The organism is Falsiroseomonas selenitidurans (genome assembly GCF_012103215.1).
Lineage (GTDB): Bacteria > Pseudomonadota > Alphaproteobacteria > Acetobacterales > Acetobacteraceae > Falsiroseomonas > Falsiroseomonas selenitidurans.
The window spans coordinates 92,713-106,790 of the sequence record NZ_JAAVNE010000015.1 but is presented as its reverse complement, the minus strand read 5'-3'; the positions used below and the strand labels follow the sequence as shown (position 1 = coordinate 106,790).

Annotated in this window: 11 protein-coding genes and 1 pseudogene; 1 reads left to right on the top strand and 11 read right to left on the bottom strand. The window is 73.3% G+C overall.

Features of this window, described 5'->3' with window-relative positions:
* Positions 1-473, bottom strand: a pseudogene (locus HEQ75_RS11460) (hypothetical protein); the annotation flags it as partial.
* A 129-nt stretch (positions 474-602) separates the two neighbouring features.
* On the opposite strand from HEQ75_RS11460, the gene HEQ75_RS11455 reads away from it, so the two are divergent.
* Positions 603-2,438 carry a PHA/PHB synthase family protein gene (locus HEQ75_RS11455; RefSeq protein WP_168030502.1) on the top strand — a complete coding sequence of 612 codons (1,836 nt, stop codon included), beginning with the start codon at positions 603-605 and terminating at the stop codon, positions 2,436-2,438.
* A 34-nt stretch (positions 2,439-2,472) separates the two neighbouring features.
* On the opposite strand, the gene HEQ75_RS11450 is transcribed toward HEQ75_RS11455, so the two are convergent.
* The 10 genes from HEQ75_RS11450 to HEQ75_RS11405 form a co-directional block, all read right to left on the bottom strand.
* Positions 2,473-3,756 carry a cation:proton antiporter gene (locus HEQ75_RS11450; protein WP_168030500.1) on the bottom strand — a complete coding sequence of 428 codons (1,284 nt, stop codon included), beginning with the start codon at positions 3,754-3,756 and terminating at the stop codon, positions 2,473-2,475.
* A 196-nt stretch (positions 3,757-3,952) separates the two neighbouring features.
* Positions 3,953-5,815: a sulfate adenylyltransferase subunit CysN gene (gene cysN, locus HEQ75_RS11445; protein WP_168030498.1), complete on the bottom strand. Its 1,863-nt coding sequence runs from the start codon at positions 5,813-5,815 to the stop codon at positions 3,953-3,955.
* Positions 5,815-6,735 carry a sulfate adenylyltransferase subunit CysD gene (cysD, locus tag HEQ75_RS11440; RefSeq protein WP_168030496.1) on the bottom strand — a complete coding sequence of 307 codons (921 nt, stop codon included), beginning with the start codon at positions 6,733-6,735 and terminating at the stop codon, positions 5,815-5,817. The genes cysN and cysD overlap by 1 nt, the downstream gene beginning before the upstream one ends.
* A gap of 130 nt (positions 6,736-6,865) precedes the next feature.
* A complete protein-coding gene (locus HEQ75_RS11435) occupies positions 6,866-7,504 on the bottom strand; it encodes a hypothetical protein (RefSeq protein ID WP_168030495.1) in 639 nt (212 codons plus the stop codon).
* 40 nt (positions 7,505-7,544) lie between these two features.
* Positions 7,545-8,762, bottom strand: a complete 1,218-nt coding sequence (locus tag HEQ75_RS11430) for a hypothetical protein (RefSeq protein WP_168030494.1) — start codon at positions 8,760-8,762, stop codon at positions 7,545-7,547.
* Positions 8,759-10,246, bottom strand: a complete 1,488-nt coding sequence (gene glpK, locus HEQ75_RS11425; RefSeq protein WP_168030493.1) for a glycerol kinase GlpK — start codon at positions 10,244-10,246, stop codon at positions 8,759-8,761. The genes HEQ75_RS11430 and glpK overlap by 4 nt, the downstream gene beginning before the upstream one ends.
* The gene (locus tag HEQ75_RS11420) at positions 10,246-11,358 is read right to left on the bottom strand and encodes a hypothetical protein (RefSeq protein ID WP_168030492.1); all 1,113 of its coding nucleotides are present in this window, start codon (positions 11,356-11,358) and stop codon (positions 10,246-10,248) included. The genes glpK and HEQ75_RS11420 overlap by 1 nt, the downstream gene beginning before the upstream one ends.
* 8 nt (positions 11,359-11,366) lie before the next feature.
* On the bottom strand, positions 11,367-11,714 hold the full coding sequence (locus tag HEQ75_RS11415; RefSeq protein WP_168030302.1) for a hypothetical protein: 348 nt from the start codon (positions 11,712-11,714) through the stop codon (positions 11,367-11,369).
* Positions 11,633-12,757: an amidase family protein gene (locus HEQ75_RS27835; RefSeq protein ID WP_209318497.1), complete on the bottom strand. Its 1,125-nt coding sequence runs from the start codon at positions 12,755-12,757 to the stop codon at positions 11,633-11,635. The genes HEQ75_RS11415 and HEQ75_RS27835 overlap by 82 nt, the downstream gene beginning before the upstream one ends.
* Positions 12,754-14,076, bottom strand: coding sequence for a dihydroorotase (locus HEQ75_RS11405; protein ID WP_168030491.1), 1,323 nt, complete (start codon positions 14,074-14,076; stop codon positions 12,754-12,756). Before HEQ75_RS11405 ends, HEQ75_RS27835 begins: the two co-directional genes overlap by 4 nt.
* Positions 14,077-14,078: the final 2 nt, after the last annotated feature.

Here is a 14,078-nt window from a genome sequence, read left to right as displayed (position 1 = left end):
CCCCCGCCCCCCCGCACGCCCGCCAGCAGCGCCGCCCCCTCCGCCGCCGCCGCCACACCGGTCTGCACGAACCGGCCCGCCAGACCCGCCGCCGGCGGGCCGACCGGGCGCGTCACCAGGCCCTGCGCCGCGCCATCACGCTGCGCCGCCAGCGCAGCGGTCAGCGCCGCACGTTCCGCCGCGCTGGGTGGCACCGGGCGCGCCGGCACGGTGGCCAGGTTGGGATAGGGGGCGTCGCGGCCCGGCGGCGGTTCCCGCCCGTCCAGATAGGCACCGCTGAGGTTGCGCCACCAGTAGCGCGGGTCGATGTCCTTCGGCACGCCGTCGGCGCAGCCGGCCAGCAGCAGCCCGCAACCGGCCAGCAGCGTGGCGCAGCCGGGCCGGGCGCGTGGCGCGGCCGGGCGTGCTTGATCCGCCGCGCGGCGGGTCCTAACTTCAGACTGTTTCCCGTGGCGTCCGACGCGCGGGTGCATGGCTTCCCAATTCCTTCGCGCGCCGAGGGTTACCCCGAACCAACCGCCGGCGAAAGCACCTTGGCGGCGTTCGGCGGGAAGACTCACCCGGGCGGGCGGCCCGCAGCGGAACCGGGAGGATGGGGGCGCATGGCGCAGGACAAGGGTGCAGGCCAGCCGGGCGAGCCGGGCTCGGAGAAGGGTCAGTTCCGCCTGCCGGACCCGGCACTGGTCAGCCGTACCATGGCGGATGTGGCGGAACGCGGGCAGCGCATCGTCGGCGACTTCCTGAAGCGCCAGGCGGACGGGTCGCCCAGCGCGGGGCCGGACCCGCTGCATATCGGCTCCGCCTTTCTCGACATGACGACGCGGCTGATGGCCAATCCGGCGCGGCTGATGCAGGCGCAGATCGGCTTCTGGCAGGACTACCTGACGCTGTGGCAGAACACCGCGCGTCGCATGATGGGCGAACCCGCGCCGCCGGTGATCGAGGAAGGCAAGGGCGACCGCCGCTTCAAGGACGAGGCGTGGCGGGAGAACGAGGTCTTCGATTTCATCCGCCAATCCTACCTGCTCTCCGCCCGCTACTTCACCAATGTGGTGCAGGGCGCGGAAGGGCTGGACAACAAGACCGCCCAGAAGGTGGATTTCTACACGCGGCAATTCGTCGATGCGATGAGCCCGTCGAACTTCCTGATGACCAATCCGGAAGTGCTGCGCCGCACCGCGGAGACCGGCGGCGAGAACCTGCTGAAGGGCCTGTCCAACCTGCTGGCGGACCTGGAGCGGGGCAAGGGCAATCTGCGCATCCGCATGACCGACGACAGCAAGTTCAAGGTCGGCGACAACATCGCGGTGACGCCCGGCAAGGTGGTGTTCCGCAACGACCTGATGGAGCTGATCCAGTACACGCCGGCGACGGAGCAGGTGCTGAAGCGGCCGCTGCTGATCCTGCCGCCCTGGATCAACAAATTCTACATCCTGGACCTGCGGCCGAAGAATTCCTTCATCCGCTGGGCAGTGGAACAGGGGCACACGGTCTTCGTCGTCTCCTGGGTGAACCCGGACGAGCACCTGGCCGAGAAGGGTTTTGCGGATTACATGCGCGAGGGCCCCTATGCAGCGCTCACGGCAATCGAGGCGGTGACCGGGGAAAAATCCGTCAATGCCATCGGCTACTGCCTGGGCGGCACGCTGCTGGCCTGCACCCTGGCGCATATGGCGGCGCGCAAAGACAACCGCATCCGCACCGCGACCTATTTCGTCACCATGACGGATTTCGAGGAGGCCGGGGAACTCGGCGTCTTCATCGACGAGGAACAGCTTCTGGGCATCGAGGAGAAGATGCAGAAGAAGGGCTTCCTCGAGGGGCGGGAGATGGCGACCACCTTCAACATGCTGCGCGCCAACGACCTGATCTGGTCCTTCGTGGTGAACAACTACCTGCTGGGGCAGGAGCCCTTCCCCTTCGACCTGCTCTACTGGAACGACGATTCCACGCGGATGCCGGCGAAGATGCACAGCTTCTACCTGCGGCGGATGTACCAGCAGAACGACCTGGTGAAGCCGCAGGGAGACCCGAATGCGATCGAGCTGGACGGCGTGACCCTGGATCTGCGGAAGATCAAGGTGCCGAGCTACCTGGTCTCGACGCGGGAGGACCATATCGCGCCGTGGAAATCCACCTACCGCGCGACCCAGCTCTATGCCGGCAAGGTCCGCTTTGTGCTGGCGGCGTCCGGCCATATCGCCGGCGTGGTGAACCCCCCGGGTTCGGGCAAGTACAGCCACTGGGTGAACACCAGCCTGCCACCGGACCCCGAGGAGTGGTTCAGGGGCGCGACGGAACTCGCCGGTTCCTGGTGGCCGGACTGGCAGCGCTGGATCGTGGCGGAGGACAAGGCGATGGTCCCCGCGCGGGTGCCGCAGGAGGCCGGGCTGGGCGATGCGCCCGGCAGCTACGTCCTCGTGATGGCGAAGGACTGATCGCGGCCTGCCGCGGATCATGGCGGATGCGCCCTCAGGCGCCGGGCGGCATCGGCCGTTCCGGCGCATCCGGGTCGCGCCCCTGCTTGCGGTCCAGCCAGCGCATCGCCGGCTGAACGCTGAGGCCATGCCCCAGCACGGACAGCAGCACCACCAGCCCGGCCACCGCCCACAGCCGCTCCACCTGCGGAAAATCCACCGCATTCACCGCATGCGCCAGATAGAAGAAGCTGCCGACGCCGTGAATGCCGTAGACCGCCAGCACCAGCTTCTCCCGTCGCGCCAGGCGCAGGCCGACCAGGCCGAGCGCCCCGGCCAGCGGCCGCACCAGCAAGAGGATGGCCAGCGCCAGCGCCACGTCGGGCCAGCTGAGCGGCGCCAGCAGGCCGCTCGCCAGCGCGCCGCCGAACAGCACCAATAGCGCCATCATCGCCAGCCGCTCCACCTGCTCCGTCACTTCGTGCATGTCGCGGTGGAAGGCGTGCCGACGATGCGCGTGGCGCAGCGCCAGCGCGGCGACGAACACGGCGCAGAAGCCGTAGCCATGCGCGGCCTCCGCCACGCCATAGGCAACCAGCGAAGCGCCGATGGCCACCAGCCCATCACCGGTCTGTGCCAATTGCCGGTCCAGCGGCAGTCGGAAGGTCAGCCAGCCGAACCCCCACCCCACCGCCCAGCCCAGGCCGAGCCCGGCCGCGACCTTCCAGGCCAGGTGGTAGCCGATCCACTCCGCCCAGAAGGGCTCGCCGGTCTCGGCCGCCAGCACCAGGAGGATGGCCAGGTTCACGAAGGGGAAGATCAGCCCGTCATTCAGCCCGGCCTCGGAGGTCAGGCCGAAGCGCACCTCATCCTCCGGCTCCTGCAGCGGCGGGGGCAGTTGCACCTCCGCGGCCATGGAAGGGTCGGTGGAGGACAGCGTGGCGCCCAGCAGCAGGGCCGCGGCCAGCGGCAGCCCGGCCAGCAGGCTGAGCCCGGTGATGGCCAGGATGGTCAGCGGCATGGTCACCGCCAGCAGCCGCCAGGTCACCGCCCAGCGGCGGAGGTGGAACACCCGCTCGATCTTCAACCCGGCGCCCATCAGCGCGACGATGATGACGAATTCCGCCAGATGCTCGGTGACGGAGGGGTATTCCGTCGGCAGCGGGCGGGAAGAAACGCCCGGCAGGGCGAAGAGCACCGCACCGATCCCGATGCAGACCACCGGCAGCGACAGCGGCCGGCGCCGCAGCGCCAGCGGCAGCCAGGCGACCAGCGCGATCAGCAGGCCGAGGCCGGTGAGGACCAGCACGTCGGGCGGGGGCAGGATTGCGCTTGGCATGGGGCAGCAACGAGGGCCAGGCCCGATCGTTCATGCCAAATCCCATTGATGGGAATCTGCGCCCGCCAAAGGCGGATGAGCGGCCGGACGGCCGCGGCGCCAGGTGGCGCGCAGCCAACCCGGCGGTCGAGGCGCTGCTCCGTCACGATCACCGGGAACTGGCCTCAATCCCGGCCAGCCTGGCGCGTCCGGCGCTTCACCCGGCTTCGCGCGCCAGCCGCTGTCCGATCACATCCAGCACCTTCTGCGCCTGGGCCTCCGGCGCCTCGCGGCCGCCGTCCAGCACCAGCTCGGCCCGCTCGGGCGGCTCATAGGGGCTGCTGACGCCGGTGAAATTGGCGATCTCGCCCCGCATCGCCCGGGCATAGAGGCCCTTGGCGTCGCGGCGGATGCATTCCTCGATCGGGGTATCGACGAAGATCTCGACGAAATCCCCCTCGCCCAGCATCTCCCGCACCATGTCGCGCTCCGCCCGGAAGGGCGAGATGAAGGAACACAGCACGATCAGCCCGGCATCGACGAACAGCTTCGCAACCTCGCCCACCCGGCGGATATTCTCCACCCGGTCCTGGTCGGTGAAGCCCAGGTCGCGGTTCAACCCGTGGCGCAGATTGTCGCCATCCAGCGAATAGGTGTGCCGACCCATCCGGTGCAGCGCCTGTTCCACCAGCTTGGAGACGGTGGACTTGCCGGAGCCGGACAGGCCGGTGAACCACAGCACCATGGGCCGCTGGCCCAGCGCCGCGGCGCGCGCCGCCCGGTCCACCAGGAAGCGTTCCTGGTGCACATTGGTCGCCCGGCGCAGCGGGAAGGCGATCATGCCGCAGCCGGCGGTGCGGTTGGTGAAGCGGTCCACCAGGATGAAGGCGCCGGTCAGGCGGTTGTCCGCATAGGGGTCGAAGGGCAGGCGCTGCGCCAGGGCGAAGTTGCAGAAGCCGATCTCGTTCAGCGTCAGCCTTGTGGCGGAGCCATGCTCCAGCGTCGCCACATCCACCCGGTGCTTGATGGCGGTGACGGAGGCGCTGGTCCAGGAATTGCCCAGCCGCATCAGGTATTGCCGGCCGGGCAGCATCGGCTCCTCGTCCATCCACAGCAGATGGGCGGCGAGTTGGTCGGCCACGGCCGGGCGGCTGTGGGTGGGCACCAGCACGTCACCGCGCGCCACATCCACCTCATCTGCCAGGCAGATCGTCACCGCCTCCCCGGCCTCGGCACGCTGCTGCTCGCCGGATGGGCCGAGGATGCGCGCCACCTGCGTCTCGATGCCGGAGGAAGCGACCACCACGCGCTCGCCGAGCGAGACCCCGCCGCCGGCGACGCTGCCCGAGAAGCCGCGGAAATCCTGGTTCGGGCGGTTCACCCATTGCACCGGGAAGCGGAACGGCCCGGCGCGCTCCTCCGCCACGCCGACCGATTCGAGATGCGCCAGCAGCGTCTCCCCCCGGTACCAGGGCGTGTTGCCGGACCGCGTGGTGACATTGTCCCCGAAGCGGCCGGAGGTGGGGATCGGCACCAGGGTGCGGAAGCCGAAATTCGCCGCGAAGGTGGCGTATTCGCCGACGATGCGGTCGAACACCTGGCGGTCGAAATTCACCAGGTCGATCTTGTTCACCGCCAGCACGACATGGCGGATGCCGAGCAGGGAACAGATGTAGGAATGCCGCCGCGTCTGGGTCAGCAACCCCTTGCGCGCATCCACCAGGATGATCGCGAGTTCGGAGTTCGACGCGCCGGTCGCCATGTTGCGCGTGTACTGCTCATGCCCCGGGCAGTCGGCGACGATGAAGCTGCGCCGGGGCGTGGTGAAGAAACGGTAGGCCACGTCGATGGTGATGCCCTGCTGGCGCTCCGCCTCCAGCCCATCGACCAGCAGGGCGAGGTCCACCTCCTCCCCCACCGTGCCGTGCTTGCGGCTGTCGCGGGTGATGCTGGCCAGCGTGTCCTCCATGATCATCTGGCTGTCGTAGAGCAGCCGTCCGATCAGGGTGGATTTGCCGTCATCGACGGAGCCGCAGGTCAGCAGGCGCAGCAGGCCGCGCGCAGGCGTGGTGCCGTCCATCAGAAATAGCCCTCGCGCTTCTTGCGTTCCATCGAGGCTTCCTGGTCGTTGTCGATCAGCCTTCCATGGCGTTCGGAAACCCGCGACAGGCGCAGCTCCTCCAGCAGCTGGGGCATGGTCGCGGCACGACTTTCATGCGCGCCGGTCAACGGCCAGTCGCCCATGGTGCGGAAGCGCACCCAGAGGTTCTCCACCTTCTCCCCGGGCTCCAGCGCCATGCGATCGTCGTCGCGCATGATCAGCGCGCCGCCGCGGCGCACCACCGGGCGTTCGGCGGCGAAGTACAGCGGCACCACCGGAATTGATTCGGTTGCGATATAGTCCCAGATGTCGAACTCGGTCCAGTTGGACAGCGGGAAGACGCGCATGGTCTCGCCCGGCGCGATGCGCGTGTTGTAGAGGCCCCAAAGCTCCGGCCGCTGGCCGCGCGGTTCCCACACATGGCCGGGCGCGCGGTGGGAGAACACGCGCTCCTTCGCCCGCGCCTTCTCCTCGTCCCGCCGGGCGCCGCCGAGTGCCGCGTCGAAGCCATGCGCGTCCAGCGCCTGCTTCAGCGCCTCCGTCCCCATGACGTTCATGTGCACCTGGCTGCCATGCGTCAGCGGGCCGATGCCGCGCGCCAGCCCATCAGGGTTGGTGTGCACGATCAGCCGGGCGCCGATCTCCGCCGCGCGGCGGTCGCGGAATTCCAGCATGGCGCGGAAATCCCAGCCCGTCGCGATGTGCAGCAGGGGGAAGGGAATCGGCCCCGGGGCGAAGGCCTTCATCGCCAGGTGCAGCACCACGCTGCTGTCCTTGCCGATGGAGTACAGCAGCACCGGGTTGCGGAAAGCGGCGGCGGTTTCCCGCAGGATCGCGATGCCTTCCGCCTCCAGCCGCTTCAGATGGGGACTGATCGCCGGCACCGTCCCGCGCTGCATGTACCGCACCCTCTCCCACCCCGCGCGCGCCCGCCGATTCGGCGCCTGCGCAGCGTCTTAGCGGGGCAGGAGGTTAATTGCACCCATGTGTCGATCGGCGAGGTGTCGATCGGCGCTGGCGCGCGGCGGCTCAGCGCACGCCGATGCCCAGGCCGCGGCCGGGCTCGGGGTCCACCCAGCCGGCCTGCGGATCCAGCGCGCCGGTCAGCCCCCAGACGCGGGCGCGCGCCAGGCGCTCCACCTCGTCGCGCGCCAGGGCGGTGGCGATGCGGCCCTGCGGCAGCGGCCCCGGCCGCTCCAGGAAGGCCAGCGAGCCGGCACCACCCGGCTCGAACAATGCCGGGTCCAGCGCGCGTTCGGCGGCGGCGCGGTCCCCGGCCAGCAGTGCCAGATGCGTCGCCGTCAGCGCGCGCACCACCGCATCCGGCTCCGCATTGGCGCGGATGCCGAGCGCGGCGCGGCCTTCCACCCGGGCGCCGCGCAGTTCGAACACCACGCCGGCCGGCAGCGGCGCCCAGCGCAGGTCGCGCATGAATTCCGCCGTCATCATCTCCACCTGCGCCGCGGCGCGCGCCATGCGGGCGGGGTTGTTGGCCATCGACCGGCCGCCATCGGCGTAGGCCAGCGCCGCCTGCGCCACCGCGTCGCGCAGCGGGTCGGCGGAGCCGGCGCCCAGTGTGGCGGGCACGCGGGTTGCGGGCGGCGGCGCGCGAAGTTCCGCGCAGCCGGGCAGCGCCAGGACCAGGATCGCCAGCAGGGCGAAGCGCATGGGCGGAAACTCCGGGAGGCCGGGGATTCGGGCGGCCAGCTTAGCCGGCCTTCGCCGCGCTGGCGAACGGCAGGACCGTGTCGCTGCCCAGCACCGCGGCCAGCGCGGCGCCCAGCGCCGGCAGGTCGGCCTCGGCCAGCGCCGCGGGATGCACCACCAGCACGCCCTCCCGCAGCCTGCCCTGGTTCACGTGCACGGCTGGCCGGCGCGCCCGCAGCGCGGCTTCCGCCGCCCGCGCCGCGGCGGCATCCGCGCAGCGCAGCAGCAGCAGCGGAGTCGGACCCTCGGCGATCTCCACCGCCACGCCGGGCGGCTGGCCCATGGCCTGTTGCACCGCCGCCAGCCGCGCCCGCATCCGCGCCTGGCGCGGCGCATCGCCTTCCGCCTGGAAGCGCTGCAGCGCCACCAGCAGGCCGACGATCTCCTCCTTCCCCGCCTTGCAGGACCGGCCGATGCCGTGCCGCGGCAGGAAGGGCAGCGCCCGGTTGCCGGCGAATTCCGGCGGCAGGCGGAACTGCGCGGCCGGCAGGTCCAGGTCCAGCATCTGCAACAGCGCGCTGGCCACCAGCTTCCGCCGCCCGGCCAGGATGCCGCTGGCCTGCGGCCCGCCGATGGCCTTGCCACCGGAAAACGCCACCAGATCCGCCCCGGCATCGAGGAAGCCGCGCAGATTGGCCAGCGGCGGCAATTGCGCGGCCGCATCCACCAGCACCGGCACGCCGGCGGCCTGGGCGACGCGGCACAGCTCCTCCAGCGGCGGCTCGCTCCAGGGCTGGGCCACCCACAGGATGGCGGCGGTCGCCGGGCCGATGGCGGCAGCCATTTCCGCCGCCGTCGCATCCCGCACCCCGGCGCCGGAGAAGCGGTCCGGGATGCCGACCTCCACCAGCCGCCCGCCGGCGACCTCCACGGCGCGGTCGTACATGGTGCGCTGGCTGCGCGCGACGATCACCTCCCGCCGCGCCGCGTCCCGCGGCAGCGCATCCATCGCCGCGGGGTCGAGGCCCACCAGGCAGGCGGCGGCGCCCAGCAGCAGGGCGGCGGAGGCGCCGCCGGTGACGATCCCGGCCTCCGCCCCCGTCGCCGCCACGATGGCGCGGCTGGCCGCGGCCTGGAGGTCCAGCATGTCGAAGCAGGCGGCGGAGGCCTCCGCCATCGCCGCCACCACCTCCGGCGCCAGGATGCCGCCCGAGAGGCGGGTGACGGTGCCGGCGGCGTTGATGACGGGTGCCAGCCCCAGCCCGGCGAGCGCGCTCATCGCGTCAGCACCCGGCGCACCGCATCCTGCCAGCCGGCATGGCGGCGATCGGCCTCGGCGCGCGGCATGGCGGGCTGGAAGCGGCGGTCCAGCCGCCAATGCGCCGCCGCCGGGCCGGGCGGCGGCAACAGCCCGGCCTGCAGGCCGGCGAGGTAGGCGGCGCCGAGCGCCGTGGTTTCCTGCACCACCGGCCGGTCCACCGGTGCGCCCAGCAGATCCGCCAGCGCCTGCATGGCGTAGTCGGAGGCGGTCATGCCGCCATCCACCCGGAGTACGGTTCCGCCGCCGGCGCTGCTCCAGTCGGCCTGCATCGCCTCCACCAGGTCGCGGGTCTGGAAGGCCACGGCCTCCAGTGCCGCGCGGCAGATCTCGGCCGGGCCGGTGTTGCGGGTCAGGCCGAGAAGGGCGCCCCGCGCCTCGGCATCCCAATGCGGCGCGCCCAGGCCGGTGAAGGCCGGCACGAAATACACCGGCTGCGCCGGGTCCGACCGCGCCGCCAGCGCGCCGCTCTCCGCCGCGTCGCGAATGAGGCCGAGCCCGTCGCGCAGCCATTGCACGGCGGCGCCGGCGATGAAGATGGCGCCCTCCAGCGCATAGGTCCGCTGCCCGCCCAGCTGCCAGGCCAGCGTGGTCAGCAGCCGGTTGTTGGAGGCGACGGCGGTCGCGCCGGTGTTGAGCAGCAGGAAGCAGCCGGTGCCGTAGGTGGACTTCACCATGCCCGGCGTGAAGCAGGCCTGGCCGAGCATGGCGGCGTGCTGGTCGCCCGCCATGCCGCGCACCGGCACCGCGGCCTCCAGCAGCCCGGGCGCCGTCTCGCCGAACGCGGCGGCGTTGTCGCGGATTTCGGGCAGCAGGCTCTCGGGGATGTCGAACAGGCGCAGCAGGTCGGCATCCCAGCTGCCGCGGCGGATGTCGAACAGCATGGTGCGCGCGGCATTCGTCGCATCCGTCGCATGCACCCGCCCGCCGGTCAGCCGCCACAGCAGGAAGCTGTCCACGGTGCCGAAGGCGAGCTCGCCGCGCGAGGCCGCGGCCCGCGCGCCGCCCACATTGTCCAGCAGCCAGGCCAGCTTGGTGGCGGAGAAATAGGGGTCCGGCAGCAGGCCGCTGCGCTCGGCGATCAGCCCGCCCGCGCCTTCCGCCACCAGCCGCGCGCAATGGGCGGCGGTGCGCCGGTCCTGCCAGACGATGGCGCGGTGGATGGCGCGGCCGGTGCGGCGGTCCCAGAGCAGCGTCGTCTCCCGCTGGTTGGTGATGCCGATGCCGGCGAGGTCCTTCGCCGCCATGCCGCCCTTCGCCAGGGCCTGGCGCATCGTTGCCAGGCTGGCGGACCAGATCTCCTCCGGCTCATGCTCCACCCAGCCGGGGGCGGGGAAGTGCTGCGCCAGCGGCAATTGGGCGGTGGCCAGCGGCGTCAGGTCCGGCCCGTGCAGGATGGCGCGGGTGGAGGTGGTGCCCTGGTCGATCGCCAGCAGGCCGGACATCAGGCACCTCCTTCCCGGGCCACCAGCCAGAAGGCCAGGGCGGTGCCCAGCACCGGCGCGGCCAGCACGCCATGGGCGGCATCCAGCGGCGTGGCCAGCGCCAGCAGCGGGCCGAGCCCGGCGGAAAGCGCCGCCAGCGCCAGGGTGGCGACGATGGCCGGGCCCAGCCGGGCGCGGCCCAGCAGGGTGGCCAGCAGCGCGGCGAAGGCCGGCAGGAAGCCGGCCCCCAGCAGCGCCAGGCGGAAGGCCGGCAACGCCTCCGGCGCCACCAGCCCGGCGGCCGCGGGGGCACCGCCGATCGCGAGCGCCAGCACGGTGGCCAGGGCCTGCAGCGCCAGCAACGCGGTGGCCAGCGGGAAGGCCGGCAGGCTGCGCGCCAGGGCCAGCAGCGCCAGCCCGGGCAGCGCCACCAGCAGGGCCAGCACGGTGGGCTCGGGCGAGCTGCCCAGAAGATGCGCGGCCAGTGGCGCCGCCAGCACCGCCAGCGCGAGCGCCAGCCCGGCCGCCACCGTCATGCCGAGCTCGGCGGCCGAGGCCGCCCGGGGCCGGGGCGCGGCCGCGGCGGACGGGCTGGCGGCGAGGAAGCCGGCCAGCGTCGCGCCCAGGGCAAGCCCCCAGAAGGCGCCGCCGAAGCCGCCCAGCAGCCAGGCAAGGCCACCGCCCGCCAGCAGCCCCGCCGCCAGCGGCAGCAGCGGCGGCAGCCCGTAGCCGGCAGCCACCGCCAGCCCCACCCACAGCACGGCCAGCCCGCCGCAAGCCAGGCCGCCGGGCAGCGCCAGGGACATGGGCAGGCCGGCATGCCCATGAAACAGCCAAAACCCGGCCAGCACGGCGGTTGCCACGGCCAGCCCCAGCGGCGCCACCACCACGCCGCGCAGCGCCGCCAGCAGCGCCACCGGCGCACCGGCCAGCAGCGACAGGCCGACCACGGTCAGAACGGCAAGCAGGTCCGCCGGCTCGCCCCCCAGGCGCATCAGGCCGAGCCCCACCGGGACCGCCAGCAGCGGCCCCAGCCAGGCGCCGGCCGCCAGCGCCCCGGCGGCGTTGCGGATGCCTGGCCGCTCGCTCGGAACCCCGTCGCCCGGAGCGCCGTCACCGGGGGTCTGGCGCATCGCCGCGCTCATCTCGCCGCCGCCGCCAGCCAGAGCCGCCAGGCGCCGGCGTGGCGCCCGGTGGCCGGGGCCAGGGCCAGGGCCCGGCCGGGGTGGCGCATCGCCTCGGCCTCCAGCAGGGGGCGCCAACGCAGCACCAGCGCCTCCAGCGCCGCGAAGTCGCGCTGCGCGAACAGGCACTCGGCCAGCAGCCCTATGGCCTCGGTGCCAGCCTGGCCGCGGCTGGCGGCGGCGTCCAGCGCCAGCCGCGCCGCGGGCAGGTCGCCCAGCGCCATCAGGTTGCGGCCCAGCGCCACCTCCGCCTCGGCATCCGGGGTGCCGGCTTCCGCCCCCGCCTCGGCCAGGGCCTGCCACAACCCGGCGGCCTCCGCCCGGCAGGCATCGGCGCGCGGCGGCTCCAGCAGGCCGGAAAAGGCGGCGCGATCCAGCGCCCGTGCCTGGGCGCGCTGCGCCGCCTGCCCGGCCGCGCCGGCCCGGGCAGGCGGGCTGCGGCCATGATGCGCGCGCGCAGATGCGCGCCGATCGGCGCGTCCCCCGGCAGCCGTCCCAGGGCGGCGCCACCCTCCGCCAGGGAGATGACGCCGCAGGCCGCATCCGCCGCCGCCCAGCCCGGCACCGCCGCCACCACCAGCGCCATGCCCGCCTCCCGCAACCGCGCCAGGGCCGCCGCGAACAGCGCCCGCGTCGGCGCATCGCAGGCGCCATCCACAAGCGCCTGCGGCACCAGCAGGCACGGCGCCGCGGGCGCTTCCGCCGTGCCGAGCACCGCGGCGCCGCGCGCCACGCAATCCACGCGCCGGCCGATCAGACCCAGCGTGTCCAGGCTCGGCGCGTAGACCGGCACGCCCCCGTAGCCCCAGGCGCCAAGGCTCGGCTTGAAGCCCACCACGCCGCCATGCAGCGCCGGGTTGCGCACGGATCCGCCGCTGTCGGTGCCGAGCCCGAGCGAGGCCAGCCCCAGCGCCACCGCCACGCCGCAGCCGGTGGAGGACCCGCCGGCGGTGCGCGCCGGATCCCAGGGGTTCAGCCCCATCGGTTCCACCGGGTTCTCCGCCGCATACATCGCGAGTTCGGACAGCGTCGCCATGCCCGCCACCACGGCGCCCGCGCCACGCAGCCGTGCCACGGCGTCGGCATCGGCCCGCGCGATGCGGCCGCGGAACGCGGCGCTGCCTTCGGTGTGCGGCAGACCGGCCACGGGAATGTTGCCCTTCACCGCCAGCACCGCGCCCGTCAGCGGTCCCGGCGCGAAAGCGGTCGGGGATGCAAGCGCGGCATAGGCGCGGAATTCGGCAAAGCGCCGGGCGCGGTCCAGCGTCGCCGCCAGCAGCCCTTCCGGCGTGATGCGACCCGCTGCGATCGCTTCCTGCTGCTGCGCCAGCGGCAGCAGCGCGATCACCGCCGCAGCACGCGGCCGGCGCGCGCATCCATCACGGCGTCCTCGCGCATGATGCAGGCGCCGCGCAGATAGGTGGCCACCGGCCAGCCCGTCACGCGCCAGCCATCGAAGGGCGTGCGCCCCGCGCGGCTGCGCTGGTCCTGGTTGCGGATCACCGCGGCGCGCGTCGGGTCCACCAACACGAAATCCGCCTCCGCCCCCGGCGCCAGGCTGCCCTTGTGCTTCAGGCCGAAGCGTGCGGCCGGCGCCGCGCCGCACAGCCGCACCAGGTCGCCCCAGCCGATGCGGCCTTCCGCCACCGCGCCCAGCATCAGCGGCAGCAGCGTCTGCACGCCGGGAAAGCCGCCGGGCGCGGCCCAGATGTCGGCCTCGCCCGGCAGCTTCTCGGCCGGCGCATGCGGCGCGTGGTCCGTCGCCACCATGTCCACCGTGCCGTCCGCCACCGCCTGCCACAGCGCCGCCCGATCCGCCGCACCCCGCAGCGGCGGCAGGATCTTCGCCCAGGGCCCCTGGCGACGGATTTCCTCCTCGTCCAGCAGCAGGTAGTGCGGCGTCGTCTCCGCCGTGATATCGAGCCCTCCCGCCCGCGCCGCGCGCAGCAGCGCCAGCGACTCCCCACAGCTCACCTGCCGCAAATGGATCGCCGCCCCCGTCTCCCGCGCCGCGGCGATGGCCCGTGCCGTGCCCCGCGCCTCGCTCTCCGGCGGGCGGGACCGGTAGAAATCCAGCGCATCGGCGCCGGGCCGCCGCCACTGTGCCTCCGCCTGCGCGATCACCGCATCATCGGCGGGCGTGATGCCGGCGACGATGCCGGCAGCGCGGCAGGCGGCCAGGATCGGCACCAGGTCGCGCGCCAGCAGTGCCGCCGGCATGTCACCCAGAAACACCTCGATGGAGGTCGCGCCCGCCGCCGCCAGCGCCGCCACCTGCCCCGGCTCCACCGCCGCGCCCTGCAGCCCGACATCGATGTGCAGCCGCCCCGCGGCCAGCGCTGCCTTCGCCGCCAGCCCGTCCGCGGAGAAGGTGGGCGGCAGGTCGGTCGGCATCACCAGCGCCGTGGTCACGCCGCCCGCCGCCGCCGCCGCGCTGCCGCTGGTAAAATCCTCCTTGTGGGTCAGGCCGGGGTCGCGGAAATGCACATGCGCGTCGACCAGCCCCGGCAGCACCACCAGGCCGGTGGCGTCCACCACGCTGTCCGCCCGCGGCGTGGCCCCCGGCTCCAGCCAGGCGGCGACATGGCCGCGGCGCACCACCAGGGTGGCCTCGCGCAGGCCATCGGTCGTGGCGATGCGCCCGCCGTGAACCAGCAGGTCCTCCATGG